A 22710-nucleotide genomic window follows, 5' to 3' on the forward strand; every position below is an offset into this window, starting at 1 on the left:
GAACGCCACCGCCGGCAGCCGCCCCCTCCCCGACACCACCACCCGCCCCACACCCCCCGGTGCCCCCCCCCCCCGGCCGCACCACCCCCCGGGCCCCGTCCGGAGCGCGGGGCTTCGTCGTGTCCCGGCGGCCGGGGCGCGGGAGCGCTCCCGCGACGCGGCGCGCGTCGGGGTCAGAGTTCGTAGACGGCCCCGGCGCGGGCGAGTTCGGCCGGGCCGGAGTACACCTCGCGGGCGTCGGCGAGGTTGCGGTCCGCGTCGGTCCACGGCGGCACGTGGGTCAGGACCAGGCGGCTGGCACGGGCGCGGTCCGCGTACTCCCCGGCCTCCCGTCCGTTGAGGTGCAGGTCGGGGATGTCCTCCTTGCCGTGGGTGAAGGAGGCCTCGCAGAGGAAGAGGTCGGTGTCCTCGGCGAGCGCGGCCAGCTCGGGGCAGGTGCCGGTGTCCCCGGAGTAGGTGAGGGCCTTGCCGCCGTGCTCGACGCGGAAGCCGAAGGCGTCCACCGGATGGCGGACCCGTTCGGTACGGACCGTGAAGGGGCCGACCTCGAAGCTGCCGGGGCTGAGCGTGCGGAACTCGAAGACCTCGCTCATGGACCGTTCGTGGGGCACGTCCTCGTACGCCGTGGCCAGCCGCTTCTCGGTGCCCTCGGGCCCGTAGACGGGGATGGTGCCGCACCGGCCGCCTTCGTGGCGGTAGTAGCGGGCGACGAAGTACGCGCACATGTCGATGCAGTGGTCCGCGTGCAGGTGGCTCAACAGGATCGCGTCGAGGTCGTACAGACCGCAGTGGCGCTGCAGCTCGCCCAGGGCGCCGTTGCCCATGTCGAGGAGCAGCCGGAAGCCGTCGGCCTCTACGAGGTAGCTCGAGCAGGCCGATTCCGCGGACGGGAACGAACCCGAGCAGCCGACGACGGTGAGCTTCATGGAGCAGGAACCTCCGTGGGCGGGTACGGGCGGCGGTATGAAGCCGTGCGTGGGGGCGTGGGGGGCCGTGCGTGCGTCGAGCGTAAGGCGCGAAAGGGGCGGTCGCTCCTCCGCGGCAGGCCGTTGTGGGGCAACTCACCTGAGCAGTCACCCCCTGGAGCGACCCTCCGCACACGGGTTGCCGCGTGTCCCGCCGATGTCCCGCCGGTGGATGCCGGGGGAACCCCGGTCGACGGGGGCGGTCCGGGCGGGTGCCGTCGCGCCGCGCGGCGGTCGGACGGCTACGGTCGGAGCATGGACACGTCCTGGTGGCCCGCGCTGGCGGCGGTGGTGGCGCTCGCCCTGGTCGTCCTGGTCGCGGGGCGACGGCGGCCGGAGGCCCGGCCGCGCCCGCCCGCGGTGCCGGAGCCGGCCCACCGGCCGGGCCCGCCGCCGCGGCCGCGGGCCGGGGATATCTGGTGGGCGGACGTCCCCTTCGAGGACGGCCCCGGTTCGAAGGACCGGCCCTGTCTGGTGCTGGGCCCGGTCCGGCACGGGCACGCGCACGCCCCGGGGCGGGGCGGGGGCGAGGCGGCCGGCCGGATGCTGGTCGTGAAGATCACCAGCAAGTACCACGACGAGCGGCCCGGGGTGATCCCCCTGCCGCCGGGCACGGTCGGGGACGCCCGGGGCCGGGCCGCCTTCCTGGAGACGGACGAGCTGCGCGAGGTGTCGGTGTGGGGCTTCCGCCGGCGGGTCGGCCCGGTGGACCCCGCGATCTGGGACCAGGTCCGCCACCTGGCCCGCTGACCGGGCCGGGACACGACCGCGCCCCCGGCCGGACGGCACGGGGGCGCGGGCGGTGCGGGCGGGCTCAGGCCCAGAGCTGGCCCTGCAGGGTTTCGATGGCGGCTTCCGTGGTGGGAGCGGTGTAGACCCCGGTGGAGAGGTACTTCCAGCCGCCGTCGGCCACGACGAAGACGATGTCCGCGCTCTCCCCGGCCTTGAGCGCCTTGTTGCCGACGCCGATGGCGGCGTGCAGGGCGGCGCCGGTGGAGACGCCGGCGAAGATGCCCTCCTGCTGGAGGAGCTCGCGGGTGCGGGTCACCGCGTCGGCGGAGCCCACCGAGAAGCGGGTGGTGAGCACGGAGGCGTCGTACAGCTCGGGGACGAAGCCCTCGTCGAGGTTGCGGAGGCCGTAGACGAGGTCGTCGTACCGGGGCTCGGCGGCGACGATCTTCACGTCCGGCTTGTGCTCGCGGAGGTAGCGGCCGACGCCCATCAGGGTGCCGGTGGTGCCCAGGCCCGCCACGAAGTGGGTGATCCCGGGGAGGTCCGCGAGGATCTCCGGGCCCGTCCCGGCGTAGTGGGCGCCGGCGTTGTCCGGGTTGCCGTACTGGTAGAGCATCACCCAGTCGGGGTGCTCGGCGGCCAGTTCCTTGGCCACCCGCACGGCGGTGTTGGAGCCGCCCGCCGCGGGCGAGGAGATGATCTCGGCCCCCCACATGGCGAGCAGGTCGCGCCGCTCCCTGCTGGTGTTCTCCGGCATGACGCACACGATCCGGTAGCCCTTGAGCTTCGCGGCCATGGCGAGGGAGATGCCGGTGTTGCCGGAAGTGGGCTCCAGGATGGTGCAGCCGGGCTGCAGGCGGCCGGCCTTCTCGGCCTGCTCGATCATGTGGAGCGCGGGGCGGTCCTTGACCGAGCCGGTCGGGTTGCGGTCCTCCAGCTTGGCCCAGATCCGGACGTCCTCCGAGGGGGACAGCCGGGGCAGCCGGACCAGCGGGGTGTTGCCGACCGCCGCCAGCGGGGAGTCGTAGCGCATCGGTGCGGTGCCGCTTACTTCGAGCCGCCGGCCACGGCCGGGAGGATCGTGACGGTGTCGCCGTCGGAGAGGGCGGTGGTGATGCCGTCGAGGAAGCGGACGTCCTCGTCGTTGAGGTAGACGTTCACGAAGCGGCGGAGCTTGCCCTCGTCGACGATCCGGGCCTCGATGCCCTGGTGGCGGGTCTCCAGGTCGGCGAAGAGCTCGGCGAGGTTGGCGCCCTCGCCGGTCACGGCCTTCTCTCCGTCGGTGTAGGTGCGCAGGATGGTCGGGATGCTGACCTTGATGGCCACGGCTGGCTCCAGGATGTCGGTAGGGGCGTCGGGTACGCCTTGCGCGCGGTTCTTGCCCCCGCGCGGGAGGGGCTGTGGGTCTCAGGCAGCGGGACAGATCGCGCTGGCGAGGCGGCCCAGGTCGACGTGCAGGCGCGCCACCAGCGCGGTGCTGCGCGGGGCCTCGGAGCTCACGTCGTGGGAAACCATGCGGGCATCGTAACGATTCCCGGTCACCCGAATGGAGTGTGATCCCACATCGTGGACGCCAACGGCTCACATCGTGGTCAGTAGGCGGCCACGACCCGCACTTCCTCCTCCGTGATCACCCCGTCGACGATCCGGTAGGAGCGGAACTGGAACTCGCCGAGCCCGTCCTCGTCCGCGGTGGAGACCAGCACGTAGTGGGCGCCGGGCTCGTTCGCGTAGGTCACGTCGGTGCGGGAGGGGTAGGCCTCGGTGGCGGTGTGGGAGTGGTAGACGATCACCGGGTCCTCGTCGCGGTCGTCCATCTCCCGGTAGAGCTTCAGGAGGTCCTTGGAGTCGAACTCGTAGAACGTGGGCGAGCGGGCGGCGTTGAGCATGGGGACGAACCGCTCGGGCCGGCCGGTGCCCGCCGGGCCCGCCACGACCCCGCACGCCTCGTCGGGGTGGTCCTGGCGGGCGTGCGCCACGATCTGGTCGTACAGGGCCTGGGTGAGGGTCAGCATGGGCCACAGGATAAACAGACGGGCCCTCCCGTACCGAGATCCGGTACGGGAGGGCCCGCATGGTGGACAGCGCCCGTCCGGGCGGGGCCGTCAGCGCTTGGCGAAGGCGGCGCCCTGGGGGTCGCGGCTCTTCAGGACCAGGTAGGAAACCCCCAGCAGCAGCCCCCACAGCGGGGCGCAGTAGAGGGAGACGCGTGCGTCCTTGTCGGCCCCCATCATCACGATGACCATGCCGATGAAGGCGAGGGCGAACCAGCTGCTCCAGGGGGCGCCGGGGGCGCGGAAGGGGGAGGCGGGCAGTTCGCCGCGGTCGGACTTGGCCCGGTAGCGGATCTGGCAGACCAGGATCATGATCCAGGCCCACATGCCGGAGATGGTGGCGAAGGAGACCACGTAGTCGAAGGCCTTGCCGGGGGCGACGTAGTTGATCCAGACGCCGACCAGCATGAGCGCGGCGGAGAAGGTGGTGCCGACGAGCGGGGTGCCGTTCTTCGTCAGCCGGGTGAAGAGCTTCGGGCCCTGGCCGTTGAGGGCGAGGTCGCGCAGCATCCGGCCGGTGGAGTACATGCCGGAGTTGCAGGAGGACAGCGCGGCGGTGAGGACGACGAAGTTGACGATCGCGGCGCCGACGCCGAGGCCCATCTTCTCGAAGGCGGCCACGAAGGGGCTGACCCCCGGCTGGAACTCCGACCACGGGACCACGGAGAGGATCATGACGAGGGCGCCGACGTAGAAGACGGCGATGCGCCACGGCACGGTGTTGATGGCCTTGGGCAGGGTCTTGGCCGGGTCCTTGGACTCGCCCGCGGTGACGCCGACCAGCTCGACGGCGAGGAAGGCGAACATCACGATCTGAAGGGTCATCAGCGTGCCGCCGATGCCCTTGGGGAAGAAGCCGCCGTCGTTCCACAGGTTGGAGACGGAGGCGGTGTCGGCCGCGTCGGAGAAGCCGACCGTCAGGATGCCGGCGCAGATCAGGATCATGCCGACGATGGCGGTGACCTTGACCATCGAGAACCAGAACTCCAGCTCGCCGAAGAGCTTCACGGAGATGAGGTTCGCGAGGTAGAGGACCACGGTGAAGATCAGCGCGTAGCCCCACTGGGGGAAGCTGTCGTGCGTCCAATACGCCATGTACTGGGCGGCGGCGGTGACTTCGGTGATGCCGGTGACCACCCAGAACAGCCAGTACGTCCAGCCCGTGACGTACCCCCAGAAGGGGCCGACGAACTCGCGGGCGTACTCCGAGAAGGAGCCGGACACCGGGCGGTACATGAGCAGTTCGCCCAAGGCCCGCATGATGAAGAAGATGACCAGGCCCGCGATGGCGTAGGCAAGGATCAGGCTGGGGCCGGCCTTGCTGATGGCCTTGCCCGCGCCCAGGAAGAGTCCGGTGCCGATGGCCCCGCCGATGGCGATCATCTGGATCTGGCGGGCGCCGAGCGTGCGGTGGTACCCCTCGCCCGCCGCGGCTTCCTCGGCCGCGGTACCGGTGTTGCCCTCGTGCTGCTGGTCGACCTGCGAAGAGGTCATGGTGGTGCGCCTTTCTCCATGCCGACCCGCGCCTGGCAGTGGCCGCGGATCGGGTCCTCGATCCCCCCGGATACGGATGGAGTGCACGCCGACGGTCAGCCGGCCCGAAGCGCCGCCGCGTGGACGAGGGTGGTGTCCGGCGGCGGAGGTGAAGATCTATCACGGGGCCCCGGCCGACCCGGGGGGCGTACTGGGACACATGTCACAGGCAAAGGACCATGAAAGTCCTGAAGCGGGACAGATCACTCGTAGGCGGTGATCCGATCGTTATCCGGATTTGAGCGTCCGATGAGCGAACGCCTCACGGAATCCTTAAATCCGGTCATTCCCACCCCGCGGGCGGGTCGCGCCGGGACGGAGTCGGGCACGGAGGCCGGGCAGGGGGCCGGGCGGAGGGGCCGGACACGGAAAGGCCGCCGGAGGGTTCTCCGGCGGCCTTGCGGGACAGGTGCGGGCGCGAGCGCCTTCGAGGCGCCGCGGGGTCAGGGCGTCAGGGTCTCGACCAGGGTCTCCTGGAGCCCGCCCAGCCACAGGTAGGCCATCACCATCGGTTTGCGGGGATCGCTGTCGGGCAGCCGGAACAGCACCCCCGCCTCGTCGTCCTCGGTGATCTCCAGCCGGGCCGCGATGGTGAGCCGGAGGTCGTTCAGGGCGCCGAGCCAGCGCAGCGGCTGGGTGCCGGTCAGCTCCAGGACCGCTCCCCCGTCCCCACCGGGGGTGAGGGCGTCCAGGGTGCGCACGACCTCCAGGGCGTCCTCGCGCTTGCGGGTCCGCAGGTCGTTCTCGGTGAAGCGGCGGAACTCCGCGGCGTGGGCCTTGGTCTCGGCCGCCCGGGGCCCCTCGGTGGGCGCGCCGGGGCCGCCGTACGCGTCGGGGAAGAGGCGGGCCAGGGCCGGGTCGGAGGGTGCCTCGGTGGGGCCCTCGGCGAAGAGCGCGGCCAGCGGGTCGGCGTCCTCGGCCTGCGGGCCGGGTCCGATCAGCTCCAGCAGCTGCACGGCCAGGGAGCGCAGGATGGAGACCTCGATCTCGTCCAGGGCCACCGCGGCCCCGCCGCCCGCCAGGGGTTCGAAGGTGCCGCCCATCAGAAGCGGTCCTGGGAGAGGGTGGCCCACAGTCCGTAGCCGTGCATCGCCTGCACGTCGCGCTCCATCTCCTCGCGGGTGCCGCTGGAGACGACCGCCCGTCCCTTGTGGTGGACGTCCATCATCAGCTTGTGCGCCTTGTCCTTGGGGTAGCCGAAGTACGCCTGGAACACGTACGCCACGTAGCTCATGAGGTTGACCGGGTCGTTGTGCACCAGGGTCACCCAGGGGACGTCGGGTTCCGGGACCGCGAAGGTCCCTTCGGCCGGTTCGGTGCGTTCGATCTCAAGGGGAGCAACACTCACCCACCCCATGCTGCCACTGTGGCGGGCCTGTCGCACAAACGGCCCCCTACATTTCGTCACTTTGACGAGATGTGCAGTAGAGTCGCCGACATGAACCCTGCGGATCTGGGCCTGCCGGTCGACGTGCCGTCCACGGCCCTCTTCACGGACCACTACGAGCTCACGATGCTGCAGGCCGCCCTGGCCAACGGCACGGCCGACCGCCGGTCGGTCTTCGAGGTCTTCACCCGGCGCCTGCCCGAGGGCCGCCGCTACGGCGTCCTGGCGGGCACCGGCCGCGTCCTGGACGCGGTGGAGAACTTCCGCTTCGACGCGGCCGTACTGGACTTCCTGCGCGAGCGCCGCGTGGTCGACGAGCGGACCCTGGACTGGCTCTCCCGCTACCGCTTCTCCGGCGACATCTGGGGCTACCCGGAGGGCGAGGTCTACTTCCCCGGCTCCCCCGTGCTCCGCGTGGAGGGCAGCTTCGCCGAGTGCGTGCTGCTGGAAACGGTGATCCTGTCGATCCTCAACCACGACGCCGCCATCGCCGCGGCCGCCTCCCGGATGTCCTCCGCAGCCGGTGACCGCCCGCTGATCGAGATGGGCGCCCGCCGCACCCACGAACTGGCCGCCGTGGCCGCCTCCCGCGCCGCCTACGTGGGGGGCTTCACCTCCACCTCCGACCTCGCCGCCGGCTTCCGCTACGGCATCCCCACCGTCGGCACCAGCGCCCACGCCTTCACCCTGCTCCACGACACCGAACGGGACGCCTTCACCGCCCAGGTGGCCTCGCTGGGCACCGGCACCACCCTCCTGGTGGACACCTACGACGTGGCCGAGGCCGTCCGCACCGCCGTCGAGGTGGCCGGGCCCGAGCTGGGCGCCGTCCGCATCGACTCCGGCGACCTGCTCCTCGTGGCGCACCGGGTCCGGCACCAGCTGGACGAGCTGGGCGCCACCGGCACCCGGATCGTGGTCACCTCGGACCTGGACGAGTACGCCATCGCCTCCCTCGCGGCCGCCCCGGTGGACGCGTACGGGGTGGGCACCCAGCTGGTCACCGGCAGCGGCCACCCCACCTGCTCCATGGTCTACAAGCTGGTGGCCCGGGCCGCCGGGTCCGACCCGAAGGCGCCCCTGGTGCCGGTCGCGAAGAAGTCCCTGGGCGGGAAGGCGTCCGTCGGCGGCCGCAAGTGGGCGGCCCGCCGCCCCGACGCGGAGGGCCACGCCGAGGCCGAGGTGATCGGCACCGGACCGGTGCCCAGCGCGCTCGCCCCCCACCAGCTGCTCGTCGAGCTGGTCAAGGGCGGCGAGGTCGTGGCCCGCGAGCCCCTGGAGGCCGCCCGGGACCGGCACCGCGCCGCCCGCGCCGCCCTCCCGCTGTCCGCCACCCAGCTCTCCCGCGGCGAGGCCGTGATCCCCACCGAATACGTGTGAGCCGCCCCGTGCGCCCCCGCCGCTCCCGGCGGGGTGCGCGCGGTCGCCGGCCGGCCCGGGGTTCGGGAGGGCACGGGCGGGGGGAAGAGCCTCCCGCGGGGAGCCCCGGGCACCACCACCGTCACTTCCGGAATCGAGGACACCGCATGCACCGCGCACTGATCGTCGTCGACGTGCAGAACGACTTCTGCGAGGGGGGCAGCCTGGCCGTGGCGGGCGGCGCCGACGTCGCCGCCGCCGTCACCGAGCTGATCGGACAGGCCACGCCCGGCTACCGGCACGTGGTCGCCACCCGCGATCACCACGTGGATCCGGGCTCCCACTTCGCCCATCCCCCGGAGCGGCCCGACTACCGCACCTCCTGGCCGGTGCACTGCGTGGCCGGCACGGAGGGCGTGGGCTTCCACCCGAACTTCGCCCCCGCCGTCGCCTCCGGCGCGGTCGCCGCCGTCTTCGACAAGGGCGCCTACGAGGCCGCGTACAGCGGCTTCGAGGGGGCCGACGAGAACGGCACGGGGCTCGCGGACTGGCTGCGCGAGCGCGGGGTGACCGAGGTGGACGTGGTCGGCATCGCCACCGACCACTGCGTACGGGCCACGGCCCTGGACGCCGCGAAGGCCGGCTTCGCCACCCGGGTGCTCCTGGACCTCACCGCGGGCGTGGCCGCCGAGACCACCGAGGCGGCCCTGGAGGAGCTGCGGGAGGCCGGCGTACGCCTCACGGGCACCCCGGCCGTACCGGCGCCCTGAGGGGCCTCAGGCGCCCGGCAGCAGGGCCCGTATCGGGTGCCAGAGCTCGTCGGCCAGGTCGGGGGCGCAGCGCCACAGCAGCCCGTCGGGATGGTGGAGCACCGCGGTCACCTCGTCCGGCGTGGGCGGCAGGGCGTTGCCCCGCAGGTAGACGGCGCGCAGTCCGAGGTTGCGCAGCCTGGTCAGGGCGCGGGCCCGGTTCGCGGCGTGCACCAGCATCCTGACCTGGCCGTCCTCCCCGAAGGGCCGGGGCAGGGTCAGGGCGACCACCACGCTGCCGTCGGGCAGCTTGACGAATCCTCCACCTGGCATGTCGTACGTCTCCCCCGTTGGGTGAGGTGTCAATAGCGCACCTCGCCCCCGCATCTAAACGCGATCGGCCGCCGCCCGCTAGAGGGCGACGGCCGATCACGCTTTGACCTGCGGCTTTACCAATTACTTCTTGGAGGGGCCGACCTTCACGGTGATGTACGAGCCATCCTTCGGCTGGTCCACGATCGTGATGCGGGTGTTCGTGTCAGCAACCTTGACACTGCCCGTCGGGTTCTCCGGGTAGAAGTACTTGCCGGTGCGGTCGTCGAAGACGGAGACGCCCTTCTTCGAGGTGATCGCGAGCGGCTTCGAGGCCTTGTGCAGCGTGAACGCGTCGGTGGCGTACTTGCTGAACGGGGCGTCGAACGGCTGGATCTTGTTGCGGAGCAGCGTGCCGTCCGCCCACTTCAGCGGCTTGGCGTGGGCGTCGATCGGGAGGATCAGGCCCTGGCCGGGGTGCGCCGAGGTGTTGTTGTCCTTCTGGGAGGTGTCCCAGAGCCACAGGAGCAGACCGGTCTGGTACGGGTAGTGCTCGACCCAGTCCGGGCGGGAGTCGGCGAAGCCGAAGTTGTACGGGCCGACCTTGAGGGTCTTGTCGTACGAGACGTACTGGCGGTTCTCGGCCAGGTAGTACTGCTTGTACGCCTTGGTGAAGCTCTCACCGATGGCGGAGAAGCCCTTGGCGGTCCAGCCGTTGGCGCCGCTCTCCGCGCCGTCCTTGAACAGGGCGGAGCCGTCGGCCGTCACGGTGATGGCGTCGGCGGTGAAGCCCTTGCCGCCCGCGCCGCCGTCCGTCTGGTAGCGGAAGCGGAGGTCGACCTTCTTGCCCGCGTAGGCGTTCAGCGGGAAGTTGAGCTGCTTCCAGGCGCCGGAGGTGCCGGTCAGCGAGGGGTTGTTCGCGGCGTCGACCGGGATGGCCGTGCCGTCGGCGGTACCCGCGAGGGCGGTCCAGTTGGCGCCGCCGTCGGTGGAGACCTCGGTGTAGAGGTAGTCGTAGCCCGACTCGATGTCCCACCAGCCCTTGAGGGACAGGGCGGCGGAGGACTTGCCGGTCAGGTCCACGGAGCGGGTCAGGGTGTTCTTGAGGTCGTCACCCATGTCGCTCCACCACTGCTTCGAGCCCTCGGAGGGCTTGACGATGGTGGTGGTGACCTTCTTCTTCGGCAGCGAGACGACGAGCGCCTGCTTGTTCTTGGTGTTGTACTCCGACACGCCGAGCTTGTGCGTGGAGTTCGTCGCCGCCTTGGCCTTGCCGTAGTTCAGCCAGCCGAGCTGCAGCTTGTCCCAGGCGGTCATGTCGCCGGGCAGGTCGCCGATGGACTCCTTGCCCTGGCCCAGCCAGGAACCGGCGGACATCAGGGACCAGAAGCCGACCGAGTTCTCGCCCTTGCCGGAGGTGTCGTACAGGTCCGGCAGACCGAGGTCGTGGCCGTACTCGTGCGCGAAGACGCCCAGGCCGCCGTTCTCGGGCTGCATGGTGTAGTCGCCGACCCAGATGCCGGTCTTGCCGATCTGGGTGCCACCGGCCTTGTTCTGCTTCGGGCCGGTCTTGCCCGCGTCGGTGCCGTAGGCGTACCAACGGTGCGCCCAGAGGGCGTTGGGGCCTTCCTTGCCGCCGCCGGCCGACTCGTCCTCGCCCGCGTGGACGATCTGGAAGTGGTCGATGTAGCCGTCGGGCTCGTTGAAGTTGCCGTCGCCGTCGAAGTCGTAACGGTCCCAGGCGTCGTACTTCGCGAGTTCCTTCTTGATCTGCGCGTCGGTCTTGCCGGCCTTCTGCTGGGCCTTGACCCACGCGGTCACGCCGTCGCGGACGGTGTCCCAGACGTTGGCGCAGTTCGAGTCGCCGCAGTAGTTCGAGCCGTAACGGGCCTCGTTGTACGGGACCTTGACCCAGTCGGAGACCGTGCCGTCGACCGAGTAGCGACCCGAGGAGGTCTTCTCGTAGTAGGTCTTGAGCGAGTGGACGCCCTTGCCCTCGCCGAAGTACAGCTTCTGGAAGTAGTCCCGGTTGAAGTCCGAGCGCCAGAGGGTGCTGTTGTCCTTCTTGCGGTCCGGCTTCGGGATCTGGTTCTTCTGCGGGCCGGGCGTGCCGCCGTACTTCACGACGGGGGGCTGCGGGCCCTCGCCGTCCGGGTCGAAGGTCGTGGTGTTGTCGACCTTGTTGCCGAACTCGACCAGGATCGTGAAGATCTTGTCGGTCTTCTCGCGACCCAGCTCGACGTACTTCTTGTCGTCGAGCTTGGCGACCTTGGAGGCCCCGCGCTGCTGCACGGGGATCTTGCCGTCCAGCACCTGCTCCAGAGCGGCCTGACGGGCCTGCTTCTGCTGCTTGCTGAACGGACCCTCGAGGTCGTGGTCGGCCTTGGCCTTGCCCGGGGCGGCCGGGTCCTGCGCGACGATCGTGGCGTCCGCGGCGGGCGCGGCCAGGTCACGGGCGTTGGCGAAGGAATAGGCGGAAGCGGTCGCCGCACACGCGGCCATCGTCACGGTGACGGCGGCGAAACGGACGGCTCGTCTCTTCGACGAGATGTTGCTGCTCACTTGATGTGTTCCCCTCCCGCGGCCGCCTTCAAGGACCGGGAGTCAGGGGTTCCGGGGCAGCGCGCGTCTCAAGTGACGACATTTGACCGGACCGGCGCGCGAAAAGACAGACCTTGACTTGTTCAGCTCAAGTGCACTATGCGGTCAGCTTGTTCTGCATACCGGACAAACGGACTTACCGGGTCCGGTCGGACGGGCGGGGTCCGGTCGGGACGCTCCGGGGCGGCCCGGACGAAGGGCGCGTACTCCCCCCGTCCGCGGGGGCACCGGTGACCCCGTGCGCCCCCCGTGCTCCGGCACCGTGGGTCAGGTCACGCTTACCTGCCGTTCCCCCCGGGCATCCCCCGCCGTAGAGTCTCTTGACGGAGCGACCGAGTTGAGCGACTTCCCGACCGTGTCTCGTCTGTCCTGAGGACGGAGCCCGCCATGCCGCGTCCGACCCCCGCACAGTTCGCCTACGGGTCCGCCACCGTCATCGCGTCGACCTTCGCCATGCTGCTGCTCTCGCAGACGCGCACCGGCCTCGGGGTCGGTGTCATCGCCGCCGCGGCCCTCTGTCTCGGCCTCCTCGTCGCCCTCACGGCGGCCATGCCGAAGAGGACGGTACGCCGGGTCCCCGCGGACCCCACGCCCGCCCCCTCGGAAGGTGACGCCGTCGGCCGGCCCGCCCGACCCAAGGCCGGGCAGGCCGCGCACCGCTAGACCGGCGCGCTGGACGTGACGTGCGGCGGTCGGCGTCCCGCGGGCGGGACGCCGACCGCCGGTTCGTCGTGGCGACCGCCGGTTCGTCGTGCCCGGCTCAGGGAGCCGTGACGACCACCGTCTTGCCCACCTTGTCGTGCAGGCCCTGCCGGTACGGCTTGTCGCTCAGGATCGTGATGATCAGGACGAGCGGCCACAGGCAGGCGCAGCACAGCAGGGTCGGGATCCACAGCACCGCGGCGCGCGACAGCGCTGCGTTGCTCGCGGGCACGCTGCCGTCGTTCAGCATGGCCACGCGCAGGTGCATCAGCCGCTTGCCCACGGTCTGGCCGGTGGACTTGGTCATGTACCAGTCGTAGCCCACGAACGCGAGCACGCCGATGATCGTCCACAGCAGACCGCCGCCGCTGTACGCCTTGGTGAAGACCTCGGTGGCGTCCTCGCCGTTGTCGGTCTCGATGGTGAAGCGGTTGCGGCTGGTGAGCCACTGGAGCACGCCGAGCGGGATGCCGATGAGCAGGGCGTCGATGATCCGGGCCAGCAGGCGCTTGCCGAAGTCGGCGAGCGGGGGCATCCCGGCCAGCGGGTCGGGGGCCCCGTAGCCGCCTCCCCCGTAGGGACCGCCGCCGTACGGGCCACCGGCGCCCGCGCCGCCGGCACCGCCTCCGTAGGGGTCGCCGCCGCCACCGTACGGGGGCGGCGGGGGCGGGTAGCCGTCGCCGCCGGAGCCACCGGGGGGCGGGGGCGGGTAGCCACCACCACCGGAGCCGCCCGGAGGCGGGGGCGGGTAGCCCTCCGCACCGCCCGCACCGGAGGGGCTCCCGTAGGGGGAGCCCGCGCCCGGGGAGCCCGGGGGCGTCTGCGGAGGCGTCGGGTCCTGGGGCCTCTTCAGGAACGGGTCGTCCTCGGGGGGCTGTCCCGGCGGGGGCTGATCGGTGCTCATGGCCGCCAGTCGAACCCGGCCCCCCGCGCCCCGCAACGGGACGGCGGCCGTTAGGGGGAGGCCCCGGCCGCAAACCCGCCCGGCGGGCGAGGGACGGGACGCGGGGACGGAGACGGGGCGGGTTCGGGGTCAGCGGGCGACGAAGGTGCCGGCCGCCTTGTCGTGCCAGCACTGCCGCCAGGGCCGGTCGAACAGGCACCACAGCACGTTCAGCAGACCGACCCCGAGCAGGCCCAGCAGCCCGAACACCAGCCACCGGCCGAGCGCCGCGCCGAAGGAGGGCCGGACCGCGCTCTCCATCCGGACCACCCGGACCCGCAACAGGGCCTTGCCGAGGGTCCGGCCCCACAGCGCCGTGGGCAGCACCTCGTAGAGCAGGCCGAAGAGCAGCAGGGACCCGAGCAGGATCCCGAGGTAGCCGCCGGTGGTGCCGTCGAGCAGCCAGACGGTGACGGTGGTCCCGCTCAGCCGGGCCGCTTCGATCTTGGCGTCGAGGTGGTCGGCGGTCTTCGCCGCGAGGGGCAGGGCGAGTGCGGTGGCGGCGGCCGCGGTGACGACGGTGTCGAGCACGCGGGCCGTCAGCCGGCGGGCGAGCCCGGCCGGGCGGGCGGTGTTGTCCTCGGCGAGCCGCCGGAACAGTTCCTCGGCGGCGGGCCCGGTGGCGGCCACGGTCGTCGGCGTGGACCGACGGCCGGCGGGCCGGGAGGCATCCGGCTTCTCCTGGCGGGCCGCGGGGACGGAGCCGCCGGGAGGAGTAGCGGAGGGAGTGCCTTCCGGTGCGCCGGTTGCCGGGGAAGCGGCCTTCGGGGAAGGGGTCTTCGGGGATGCGGCTTCCGGTGCCGCGACCCGGGTGGGCGCGGGGTCCGGGCGGGCGGGCTCCGGGCGGGCCGACCGGGGAGCGGGCGGGGCGGAGGCGGTCGAGGCGGCGGGCGCGGCCTGTTCGGGTCGGGAGGACGGGGCGCTTGGCGAGGACTCGGCGGGGTCGGCGTGGGCCGGGGACTTCAGCGAGAGGATCCCGGCGGCGGCCGGCGCGGACCGCGGGCGGGCGGCGGGGGCGGGCGCCGGAACCGCGGCGGGGGTCGGAGCGGGCGCCGGGGCGGGCACCGGTGCCGGTGGCTCCCCGCCCCAGGAGACGCGTCGGTCCCGGTCCCCGCCGAAGCCGGACTGGTGCGCCACGTCCGCGGCCCACACGGCCGCCTGGGGTGACTCCGGACCGGGCCCGGTCGCGGCGGGCACCGCGTCGCGGGGCTCCTTCCGGAAGGGATCGGGCAGGTCGTCCCCTTCGCCCGAGCCCTTCCGGAAGGGCTCCCCGAGGCCGTCGTACGCACCCCCGTACGGGTCCCGCCGGTCCTCCCCGTACGGGTCCCGCCAGACCGCGGCCGCCGGTGCGGGCCGGACCTCCTCCGGTCCGGTGCCGCCCTCCTGCCGCACGTCCCCCTCCGGTAGTTCGTCGAAGAAGACGGGCCCGGTCTCCTCCGCGGCCGGGGCGGGGGCGGCGGCCCTGACGGGCGCCGGGGGCGGGGCCGGAACGGGCGCGGGGACGGGAGCGGGGACGGGCGCCGGCTCGGGACTGACGAATCCCGGCGGGGCGGGGCGGCTGGTGCCGGGCACCCAGGACGCTCCGTTCCAGTACCGGACGAAGCCCGGGATCGACGGGTCGGGGTAGAACCCTTCGCGGGGCGCTTGCTCGCCGTCACCAGGAGAGGCCGTCAATGTCCCCAACTCCGCTCGTCCGCTCGTGCCCTCGTGCCCGCTTGTGCAAGGGCGACCTTAGCCAAGAACCGCTGGGGCGCAGGTGGGGTCACGGGATATGGACCGCCTTTGAGCGAAGCGGGTACGGAAGCCGTGCACCCGGCCGGTTCCGGTCAGTTGATCGGTTTTCGGCCAAGCCGCATTTTTCTCCGGAAACCCGCGTCATCGCCGGCGTCCGGCGAGCTCTCTCCGGGTGAAGGACCTGAAAAGGACCCGCGAAGGGTTCCCGCAACACCCGGAGGAACGCCATGTCCCACGCAGTCGTCGAACGCGAGCTGGAACTCAAGCTGGTCCTGTCGCCGGACCGCAGCATCTCCGTCCCCGCCCGCCTGGTCTACCGGGCCTCCGACCCGTACGCGGTGCACGTGGTGTTCCACATCGGCTCCCACTCCCCGGTCAGCTGGACCTTCGCGCGGGAGCTCCTGGTGGAGGGGGTGTTCCGGCCCTGCGGCCACGGGGACGTGCGCGTCTGGCCCACCAAGGTCGACTCGCGCAGCGTGATCTGCATGGCGCTCAGCTCCCCCGACGGCGACGCCCTGCTGGAGGCCCCGTCCGAGTCCGTCTCGGCCTGGCTGGAGCGGACCCTGCGGCTGGTCCCGCCCGGCTCGGAGGCGGAGAACCTCGGCCTGGACGAGGCCCTGGCCGCCCTCCTCGCCCCCACCCCGGCCGACGACCTGTGGCTCCGCGACTCCTGGCCCTCGGACGAGTCCGGGGACTCCGACCGATGACGACGCCCGCCCCACCTCCCCGGCGGCCCCGGCCCCTAGGAACACACCTTCCGGTACGGAGTCCCCTCCGGCACGTACTGCCCCCACTCCTGCGGGGTGAGCTCCCGCCCACCGACGCGCGCGCAGATACCGGCGACGAGCGCCTCGGGGTCGGTGTCGAGGGACCGGAAGGGCTCGGTGGGGCTGAGGATCCGGAGCACCTGACCGTCGAAGGCGAGTCCACCGATCATGCCGGTGCCCGGGTCGAGCGCGTCACCGAGCGCCAGGCCGGATTCGAGGTCCCAGAACTGCACCTTGTCCGCGCCCACGAGCGCGGCGGCGAGCCGGCCGTCGGCGGAGAAGGCCATGTCGGAGAGCTGCGCGCCGTACCCGTCGGTCGCGACGCTCGTCGCCTTGCTGGGCAGTGCCACCCCCCGCCGGGTGACCGCACCGTCCCACAGTTGCAGCCAGCCGTTGCGCTGGGCCACCGCGAGGGTTCCGGCGTCCGGGGAGAAGACGACGTCGGAGGCGGGGTTCGGCCCGAAGGCGTGCTTGCGCACTCGGCCCGTGGCCAGGTCGACGAGCTCGCCGCGCGAGGTGACGAGACGGTCGGCCTCCCGATCGAAGGCCAGGTTTCCCGGCTCGCTTTCGAACGTCACCACTTGCCTGCCGGAGGGAACGTCCCACACGTACACGTGTCCGGGACGGTCGTTGAAGGTCCCGTTCCCCTGCTCCTCAAGCTGGCTGTAGAACGCGAGGCGTCGCCCGTCCGGGGCCAGGGCGAGGTAATCGGCGTAGTAGACGTCGGCCCGCTTCCGCAGCACCTCCTTGCGCCGAGCCACGTCCCAGACCACCATGTCGCCCTGGTCGTTGAAGGCCAGGAGCTTCCCGTCATCGGAGAGGTCGGACGTGGTCCAGCCCTTCGACTGGCCGGGTTCCCGTTCCGGCACCGGGCTGCCGAGCAACCGACCGCTTCGCAGGTCGAGGAGCTGCTGCCCCACCCCGAGGGGCCGCACCATGCCGATCCGGCCGTCACCCGACACGTCCACGGACTGGATGGAACCACTGGGCAGTCGAGCCGCCGTCTCAGGGGTCTCGACGAGGTCGATCTTCTCGACCGTGCGCGTTTCGGAGCGGTGGAAGACCAGTTGGTGCGCCGCGTCGTCGATCGCCAAAGCGATCCGCGCTTCGTTCGGCTTGACCCGACTCGTACGGACCCGGTACGCGGGGAGTTCCACGAGGGCACGGTCCGTGGCGGCCATCCGGATCAGCCCGGACTCCGTCTCGTACCAGAAGAGGTACTTCCCCCCACTGCTGAACTGCGCGTCATCGGAACCGCTCTCCACGCGCCCGCGGTCGGAGCCGTCCGCGGTGCGCCAGACCCGGTGGCCTTCGAACATCTGGGCCGCGAGGAAGCGGCCGTCGGGACTGAACACCAACCGCTGGCAGGCGGTGGCTCCCCCGTCGGCTTCGTCGAGGGCCACGGGATCGAGTCGGCCGCCCTTCACTTTCCAGAGCCTGACTCCGCTGCCGCCGTCGCACGTGGCGAGCTGCGCGCCGTCCGGTGAGACCGTCGCCCTCTCCGGACCCGCGCTGACCTCGCTGCCGTCCGAGGCCCGCGTCAGGGTGTAACCCGACGCGATGAGGGGACGCTTCAACACCAGCCCGCCGCTGGTCAGCTCGACCACCTGCTCGTTCCTGTCGAGGGCGATCTCCCGCCCGACGGGCTTCAGCGTGGCCGCCTCGAACACCCGGTAGCCGTTCTCGCCCTGCCCCAGCAGCAGTCGCCCGTCGGGGCTGAACGGGCCGAACGCCACGTCCTTCAGGTCCGCCCGGCCCTTCGTCGTGGCAGTCACGCGCCCCGCCTTGAGGTCCCAGATCTGGGTGTCGGCTCCCACCAGTGCGGCGAGGTACCGGCCGTCGGCCGAGAGGACGCGCCGGGTCAGCCGGTCCGTCGCCGCCTCCGCCGGAAGTTCGACCACGTCCGCCTCGCGTTGGACGCGGCCGCCCAGGAGGGCCGCGCGGGAGTCCTCCGTGTGGGCGATGCGCCAGGCGGCCACGCCCAGGAGCATCGCTGCCTTCGGGTCGGCGGCACGGAGGCTGGCGGCCGCCTGGGCCGTGGTGCGGGCCGCGGCGCGGGCCTGTTCGCGGGCGGCGGCCCGGGACTGCTGCCAGGCCAGCCCGCCCGCCAAGAGGGCCACGACCAGCAGCACCCCGAGCCCGCCAAGGAGTTGGCGGCGGCGCCGCACGGTGCGACCGGCGGTCACGCGGCCCGCTTCGAGGAAGGCCGCTTCGAGGGGGTTGGGGCGGACGTGCCGACCGGCCGCGGCGGACCAGTCCAGGGCCTCCCGCAGGGCGGTGCCCTGGACCAGGTCCTCGGGGCGGCTGCCGTGCTGCTGCCAGGCGCGGGCGCTCTGGCCGAGGCGGTGCCGCAGGGCGAGGGCCGCGCGGTCGGCCTCGGTCCAGGCACGCAGCCGGGTCCAGGCCCGGATCAGGGCGGCGCTGACGGGGCGGACCGCGTGGTCCTCCCCGACCAACAGGGCCCCGGCGGCGCGCAGGGCGGTGACGGCGGCGTGCCCGTCGGCGGCCTCGGTCTCGCCGCGGCCGGCGAACAGTTCCTCGTAGGAGGCGGTGCGGACGGAGTCCTGGCTGCCGTCGGGGTCCTCGCCGGGGACGACCAGCCGGAGCAGGATCTCGTGGGCGGCCTGTTGGGCGCCGAAGGGCAGCCCGGCGTAGGCGCGTTCGGCGCGTTCGCCGAGACCGGGCCGGTCGGCCTCGGGGCGCGGGTCGGCGGAGCGGCGGGCACCGGCTTCCAGGAGGGCGCGGCGGGGGTCGGCCGCGGCGGGGGTCTCCCCGACGAGTCCGAGGAGGAGTTCGGTGGCGGTGGGTCGGAGGCCCGGCTCCTTGGCGAGGGCCGCGGCGACGAGGGGCCGCAGGGGAGCGGGCAGCGCGGACAGGTCGGGGTCGACGGCGGCGGTGCGGTGCGCGACCTGCCCGATGTTGTCCCCCCGGAAGGGCTCCTCGCCGGAGGCCGCGTACAGCACGAGGGCGCCCCAGGCGAAGACGTCCGCCGCGGGGGTGGCCCGGCCGCCCGCGAGGACCTCGGGGGCCATGTAGCCGAAGGTGCCCATGATGGCGCCGGTGGCGGTCAGGGACATGTCGGAGGCGCGGGCGATGCCGAAGTCGATGACGCGGGGGCCGTCCGGGCCGAGGAGGACGTTGCCGGGCTTGAGGTCGCGGTGGACGACCTTGGCCTGGTGGATGGCGGCCAGGGCCGTGGCGACCCCGGCGGCGAGCCGGGTGGTGGCCTCGGCGTCGAAGGTGCCGTGGGCGCGCACGGCGGCCCCGAGGGTGGGGCCGGGGATGTACTCGCTGACGATGAACGGGGCTTCGGCGGCGACGGCCGCGTCCAGGATCCGGGCCGTGCAGAAGGGGGCGACGAGCCGGGCGGCCTCGACCTCCTTGGCGAAGCGGTCGCGGACGAACTGCTGGGCGTCGCGGTGCAGGGCCTTGACGGCGACGCGGGCGCCCTGTTCGTCGTACGCCTCGTAGACCACGCCCTGGCTGCCCGCGCCGAGGCGGGCGGCGAGCCAGTAGCCGCCCAGCCGTTCCGGGTCGTCCGGGTGCAGCATCGTGTCCATGGCTCGCGGTCCCCCTCCGCCGGGTGCGCGCGGGTGCGCGCACGTGTGGTGCCGGAGGGGAGAGTAGACGACGCGTCAGAAAGGTTCCCGGGCGCGGGGGGCGAATTCCCCCGCCGGGGCGGACCCGGAGCCGGACCCGGCGGGTCAGAACAGCTTGCCGGGGTTGAGGATGCCCAGGGGGTCGAAGGCGGCCTTCACGGCGCGCTGGGCCTCCAGCCCGACGGGTCCGAGCTCCCGGGCGAGCCATTCCTTCTTGAGGACGCCGACGCCGTGTTCGCCGGTGATGGTGCCGCCGAGGGCGAGGCCGAGGGCCATGATCTCGTCGAAGGAGGCCCGGGCGCGGGCCGTCTCTTCGGGGTCGGCGGGGTCGAAGCAGACCACGGGGTGGGTGTTGCCGTCGCCGGCGTGGGCGCAGACGCCGACGGTGAGGCCGTGGCGTTCGGCGATGGCCGTGGTGCCGTCGAGCATGTCGCCGAGCCGGGAGCGGGGCACGCACACGTCGTCGATCATCGTGGCGGGGCGCAGGGTTTCGAGGGCGGTGAGGGCCATCCGGCGTGCCTGGAGGAGGAGTTCGGATTCGGCGGGATCCTCGGCGGGGACCACGCGGGTGGCTCCGGCCGCGGTGCACAGCTCGCCGACGGCGGCCAGCCCGGCGGGGGCGTCGGGGGTGTCGAAGGCGGCGAGGAGCAGGGCCTCGGTGGTCTCGGGCAGGCCCATCTTCCCGAGGCGGTTCACGGCGCGGACGGTCGTGCGGTCCATGAGTTCGAGGAGGGAGGGGGTGTGCCCGGCCTCCATGACGGCGCAGACGGCGGCGCAGGCCGCGGCCGCGGAGGGGAACTCGGCGGCGAGGGCCAGTTGCGGGGCCGGGGCGGGCCGGAGGGCGAGCACGGCGCCGACGACCACGCCGAGGGTGCCCTCGGAGCTGACGAAGAGCCGGGTGAGGTCGTACCCGGCGACGCCCTTGGCGGTGCGGCGGCCGGTGCGCAGCAGGCGGCCGTCGGCGAGGACGACGTCGAGGCCGAGGACGTACTCGGCGGTGACCCCGTACTTCACGCAGCACAGGCCGCCGGAGGCGGTGCCGATGTTGCCGCCGATGGTGCACTGCTCCCAGCTGGAGGGGTCGGGCGGGTAGGCCAGGCCGTGGGCGGCGACGGCACGGGAGAGGGCGGCGTTGACCACGCCGGGTTCGACGACGGCGATCCGGTCGACGGGGCTGATCTCCAGGATGCGGTCCATGCGGACCAGGGAGAGGACGATGCAGCCGTCGACGGCGTTGGCGGCGCCGGACAGCCCGGTGCGGGCGCCCTGGGGGACGACGGGGACGCGGTGGGCGGTCGCGGTCCGCAGGACGTGCCGCACCTCCTCGACGGTGCGCGGCAGGACCACGACGGCGGGGGTGCCGGCCTCGCAGAAGCTCGCCATGTCCCCCGCGTAGGAGGCGGTGACCTGCGGGTCGGTGAGCACGGCGGCCGCGGGGAGCCCGGTCCGCAGGTCCCGCAGCAGCCCGCCGTTCCCCCCGGACCCCCGGCCCGGATCGGGCCCGACGGCCGGGGCGTCCTGGGGTTCCGCTGACTCCGTGAGGTCCATGCGTCCAGCCTGGCACCTGGGTCCATCGGTGTGAACCCGGCGGGGATCGGTACCGGCCGTCCGCGCTGACTCTTCATATTGACGCACAGTGAGCGCATGCACATGGAGTCGGAGTCGGAGGCGCAGCAGCCGCCCGTCACGTTCGGCGCGCGGCGCACGGCGGTGACCGCCGCCGTGGCCGTGGTCCTGATCGCGGGGGCGCTGGTCATCCGGCCCGCCGCGCCGCATGCGGACGATCCCCGTCCGCCCCGGCCCGAGGAACGGGCGATGGCGTCGGTGGGGATGGGGGCCCCGGCGGCGGCGGTGGACGTGGACGCGTTGGTCGCGGACCGGAGCCGGTGGGTGCGGACGCATCCGACGGACGAGGCCGCCTGGTCGGTGCTCGGGACGGCCTATCTGGAGCAGGCCCGGCGGACGGGTGACGCGGCGCTGTACCCGAAGGCGGAGCAGGCGTTGAAGCGGTCGCTGGAGGTGCGGCCCGCGGAGCGGGGGAACCTGGAGGCGATGGTGGGCATGGGCGCGCTGGCCAACGCGCGCGGTGACCACGTGACGGCCCGGAAGTGGGGGGAGCTGGTCCGGGCCCAGGCGCCGAAGCAGTGGACGGCGTACCCGGTGCTGGTGGACGCGTACGCGGGGCTGGGGGCGTACAAGCCGGCCGAGGCGGCGATGGAGAAGCTGGTCGCGTTGCGCGGGGGGCTGCCCGGTTTCCTGCGGTCCTCGCAGGTGTACCGGGACAAGGGCTGGCGGGAGGACGCGGCCTCGGCGCTGGTGCAGGCGGCGGGGGTGGCGAAGACGCCGTCGGAGAAGGCGTACGTCCTGTTCCGGACGGGCGAGCTGGCCTGGGAGCGGGGGGAGCCGGCGGAGGCGCTGCGGGCGTTCGAGGCGGCGCTGCGGACGGATCCTTCGCAGGGGCGGGCGTTGGGCGGGCGGGCGCGGGCGCTGGCGGCGTTGGACCGGTCGGGTGAGGCCGTGCGGGACTACCGGGCGGTGTTGGAGGAGGTGCCGCTGCCGCAGTACGCGCTGGAGCTGGGCGAGCTGTTGGAGTCGCTGGGTCGGGAGGACGAGGCGCGGGAGGCGTACGGGCTGCTGACGGCGCTGGTGTCGCGGGCGGCGCAGTACGGGGTGCGGGAGGACCTGGCGCTGTCGCGGTACGAGGCGGACCACGCGGATCCGTTGGCGGCGGTGCGCCGGTTGCGGGCGGAGTGGATCCGGCACAAGAACGTGCAGGTGGCGGACGCGTTGGGGTGGGCGCTGTTCCGGTCGGGGGATCCGGTGGAGGCGTTGTGGTACGCGAAGAAGGCCACGGATCCGGGGCTGCGGGACGCCGGGTTCGCCTATCACCGGGCGGTGGTGGAGCGGGACCTCGGTGATGTGGAGTCGGCGCGCCGGCACCTCCAGGAGGCGCTGCGGACGAATCCGAAGTTCTCGCCGCTGGGGGCGCCGAAGGTGAAGAAGGCGCTGGCGGAGTTGGAGGAGCAGGCCGCGGGCGGGCCGGAGAACGTGCTGCCGGACGAGCCGTGGGTGGCTCCGGAGATGCCGAAGCCGAAGCCCGCCGCGCAGCCGGAGAAGGGGCAGGAGCAGGCGGAGCCGGAGAAGCAGCAGGAGCCGGAGAAGCAACAGGGGCAGGGGCAGGAGTCGCAGCCGGCGGCGAAGCCGGGCGCGGCGGGGGCCGGGTCGGCGGCGGAGCGGGAGCCCGTACCTGCGCCGCCCGCGCCACCCGCGCCC

Annotated in this window: 20 protein-coding genes; 6 read left to right on the plus strand and 14 right to left on the minus strand. The window is 72.9% G+C overall.

From position 1 onward, the window contains the following. Nucleotides 1-173 precede the first annotated feature (173 nt). On the minus strand, nucleotides 174-926 hold the full coding sequence (locus tag ABTZ17_RS28185; RefSeq protein WP_352198557.1) for an MBL fold metallo-hydrolase: 753 nt from the start codon (nucleotides 924-926) through the stop codon (nucleotides 174-176). A 294-nt stretch (nucleotides 927-1220) separates the two neighbouring features. Here ABTZ17_RS28185 and ABTZ17_RS28190 point away from each other — a divergent pair, with 294 nt between their 5' ends. Continuing rightward, a complete protein-coding gene (locus ABTZ17_RS28190; RefSeq protein WP_352198558.1) occupies nucleotides 1221-1715 on the plus strand; it encodes a type II toxin-antitoxin system PemK/MazF family toxin in 495 nt (164 codons plus the stop codon). A gap of 64 nt (nucleotides 1716-1779) precedes the next feature. Here the strand turns inward: ABTZ17_RS28190 and ABTZ17_RS28195 are convergent, their stop codons facing one another. The 7 genes from ABTZ17_RS28195 to clpS all read right to left on the minus strand — a co-directional run bounded on the left by ABTZ17_RS28195 (nucleotide 1780) and on the right by clpS (nucleotide 6641). Beyond that, a complete protein-coding gene (locus ABTZ17_RS28195) occupies nucleotides 1780-2730 on the minus strand; it encodes a PLP-dependent cysteine synthase family protein (RefSeq protein ID WP_352198559.1) in 951 nt (316 codons plus the stop codon). 14 nt (nucleotides 2731-2744) lie between these two features. Then, entirely contained in the window at nucleotides 2745-3023 is a 279-nt protein-coding gene (locus tag ABTZ17_RS28200) for a MoaD/ThiS family protein (RefSeq protein ID WP_352198560.1), read from the minus strand. A gap of 81 nt (nucleotides 3024-3104) precedes the next feature. Beyond that, on the minus strand, nucleotides 3105-3212 hold the full coding sequence (locus ABTZ17_RS28205; protein ID WP_352198561.1) for a putative leader peptide: 108 nt from the start codon (nucleotides 3210-3212) through the stop codon (nucleotides 3105-3107). A gap of 77 nt (nucleotides 3213-3289) precedes the next feature. Then, nucleotides 3290-3712, minus strand: coding sequence for a M67 family metallopeptidase (locus ABTZ17_RS28210; protein ID WP_352198562.1), 423 nt, complete (start codon nucleotides 3710-3712; stop codon nucleotides 3290-3292). Nucleotides 3713-3802: 90 nt separating this feature from the next. After that, a complete protein-coding gene (locus ABTZ17_RS28215; RefSeq protein ID WP_352198563.1) occupies nucleotides 3803-5245 on the minus strand; it encodes an amino acid permease in 1443 nt (480 codons plus the stop codon). Nucleotides 5246-5727: 482 nt separating this feature from the next. Then, a complete protein-coding gene (locus tag ABTZ17_RS28220; RefSeq protein ID WP_352198564.1) occupies nucleotides 5728-6327 on the minus strand; it encodes a DUF2017 domain-containing protein in 600 nt (199 codons plus the stop codon). Next, nucleotides 6327-6641, minus strand: a complete 315-nt coding sequence (gene clpS / locus ABTZ17_RS28225; protein WP_352198565.1) for an ATP-dependent Clp protease adapter ClpS — start codon at nucleotides 6639-6641, stop codon at nucleotides 6327-6329. Before clpS ends, ABTZ17_RS28220 begins: the two co-directional genes overlap by 1 nt. Before the next feature lie 81 nt (nucleotides 6642-6722). Between clpS and ABTZ17_RS28230 the strand changes: the two genes are divergently transcribed. Beyond that, nucleotides 6723-8051 (plus strand): nicotinate phosphoribosyltransferase, encoded by a 1329-nt coding sequence (locus tag ABTZ17_RS28230; protein WP_352198566.1) that lies wholly within the window; start codon nucleotides 6723-6725, stop codon nucleotides 8049-8051. A gap of 146 nt (nucleotides 8052-8197) precedes the next feature. Continuing rightward, nucleotides 8198-8800, plus strand: a complete 603-nt coding sequence (locus ABTZ17_RS28235) for an isochorismatase family protein (protein WP_352198567.1) — start codon at nucleotides 8198-8200, stop codon at nucleotides 8798-8800. 6 nt (nucleotides 8801-8806) lie between these two features. On the opposite strand, the gene ABTZ17_RS28240 is transcribed toward ABTZ17_RS28235, so the two are convergent. Both ABTZ17_RS28240 and ABTZ17_RS28245 read right to left on the minus strand, forming a co-directional pair. Beyond that, the gene (locus tag ABTZ17_RS28240; protein WP_352198568.1) at nucleotides 8807-9112 is read right to left on the minus strand and encodes a hypothetical protein; all 306 of its coding nucleotides are present in this window, start codon (nucleotides 9110-9112) and stop codon (nucleotides 8807-8809) included. Between the two features lie 123 nt (nucleotides 9113-9235). Then, complete coding sequence (locus ABTZ17_RS28245; RefSeq protein WP_352198576.1) at nucleotides 9236-11641, minus strand: immune inhibitor A domain-containing protein; 2406 nt, start codon at nucleotides 11639-11641, stop codon at nucleotides 9236-9238. Between the two features lie 438 nt (nucleotides 11642-12079). Between ABTZ17_RS28245 and ABTZ17_RS28250 the strand changes: the two genes are divergently transcribed. Next, nucleotides 12080-12355, plus strand: coding sequence for a hypothetical protein (locus ABTZ17_RS28250; protein ID WP_352198569.1), 276 nt, complete (start codon nucleotides 12080-12082; stop codon nucleotides 12353-12355). 97 nt (nucleotides 12356-12452) lie between these two features. On the opposite strand, the gene ABTZ17_RS28255 is transcribed toward ABTZ17_RS28250, so the two are convergent. Then, a complete protein-coding gene (locus tag ABTZ17_RS28255; RefSeq protein ID WP_352198570.1) occupies nucleotides 12453-13298 on the minus strand; it encodes an RDD family protein in 846 nt (281 codons plus the stop codon). Between the two features lie 129 nt (nucleotides 13299-13427). After that, nucleotides 13428-15011, minus strand: a complete 1584-nt coding sequence (locus tag ABTZ17_RS28260) for an RDD family protein (RefSeq protein WP_502994874.1) — start codon at nucleotides 15009-15011, stop codon at nucleotides 13428-13430. A gap of 287 nt (nucleotides 15012-15298) precedes the next feature. Here ABTZ17_RS28260 and ABTZ17_RS28265 point away from each other — a divergent pair, with 287 nt between their 5' ends. Further along, nucleotides 15299-15778, plus strand: coding sequence for an SsgA family sporulation/cell division regulator (locus tag ABTZ17_RS28265; RefSeq protein WP_352198572.1), 480 nt, complete (start codon nucleotides 15299-15301; stop codon nucleotides 15776-15778). A gap of 35 nt (nucleotides 15779-15813) precedes the next feature. Here the strand turns inward: ABTZ17_RS28265 and ABTZ17_RS28270 are convergent, their stop codons facing one another. Together ABTZ17_RS28270 and ABTZ17_RS28275 are read right to left on the minus strand one after the other, a co-directional pair. Further along, a complete protein-coding gene (locus tag ABTZ17_RS28270) occupies nucleotides 15814-19398 on the minus strand; it encodes a protein kinase domain-containing protein (RefSeq protein ID WP_352198573.1) in 3585 nt (1194 codons plus the stop codon). Between the two features lie 144 nt (nucleotides 19399-19542). Then, entirely contained in the window at nucleotides 19543-20985 is a 1443-nt protein-coding gene (locus ABTZ17_RS28275; RefSeq protein WP_352198574.1) for an FAD-binding oxidoreductase, read from the minus strand. A 96-nt stretch (nucleotides 20986-21081) separates the two neighbouring features. Between ABTZ17_RS28275 and ABTZ17_RS28280 the strand changes: the two genes are divergently transcribed. Further along, the coding region (locus tag ABTZ17_RS28280; protein ID WP_352198575.1) for a tetratricopeptide repeat protein at nucleotides 21082-22710 on the plus strand (1629 nt) is incomplete at its 3' end.

Origin of the sequence: Streptomyces sp. NPDC097619 (assembly GCF_040302735.1) — a bacterium.
In the GTDB taxonomy this organism is placed as follows: domain Bacteria; phylum Actinomycetota; class Actinomycetes; order Streptomycetales; family Streptomycetaceae; genus Streptomyces.